At 59.8% G+C, this 490-nt stretch carries 1 protein-coding gene; it reads right to left on the bottom strand.

Annotated elements, in window-relative coordinates; genetic code table 11:
* A partial coding sequence (locus tag DJ029_RS21545; protein ID WP_232823178.1) for an ABC transporter substrate-binding protein occupies positions 1–490 on the bottom strand: 490 nt, incomplete at both ends.

Here is a 490-nt window from a genome sequence, read left to right as displayed (position 1 = left end):
CTCCTTCGCCCGCTCGGGATCATAGGCATAATCCGGAAGACTGGCGTCGTAGCCGATCGTGCCCGGGGGCGAGATCGAGTTTGCTACCTTCGTCGTCCCGGCAAGCAGGTTTTCCACGATGCCGTGGCGGTCGATGGCCAGCGACAGCGCTTCGCGGAATTTGACATTGGCTATCAAAGGATTGTTGTGGTTCAGCACCATGTAGTCGACCCGCAGTGTCGGCGTGAAGACGACACTGATGTCCTTGTTCTCACGCAGGTAGGCGAGTTTGTCCGGCGGCAGGTTCTCGGCGATCTGGACTTCGCCGGTCTCGAGCGCGGCAAGCCGGGTCGAGGCCTCCGGCATGATCCGGAAGGTGATCTTGTCGGCTTCTCCGGGTGTGCCCCAGTAATCGGGGTTCTTCTCGATCACCACCTGGCCGCTGGGAACGTATGATGTGATCTTGTATGGTCCGGTCCCGATCGGGTTCTTTTCGAAATCGGCGGATTGC

It is taken from the genome of Oceanibium sediminis, assembly GCF_003265325.1.
GTDB lineage: Bacteria > Pseudomonadota > Alphaproteobacteria > Rhodobacterales > Rhodobacteraceae > Halovulum > Halovulum sediminis.
Note: the sequence above shows the minus strand (reverse complement) of the source record. Positions and strands in the feature narration are given on the sequence as shown.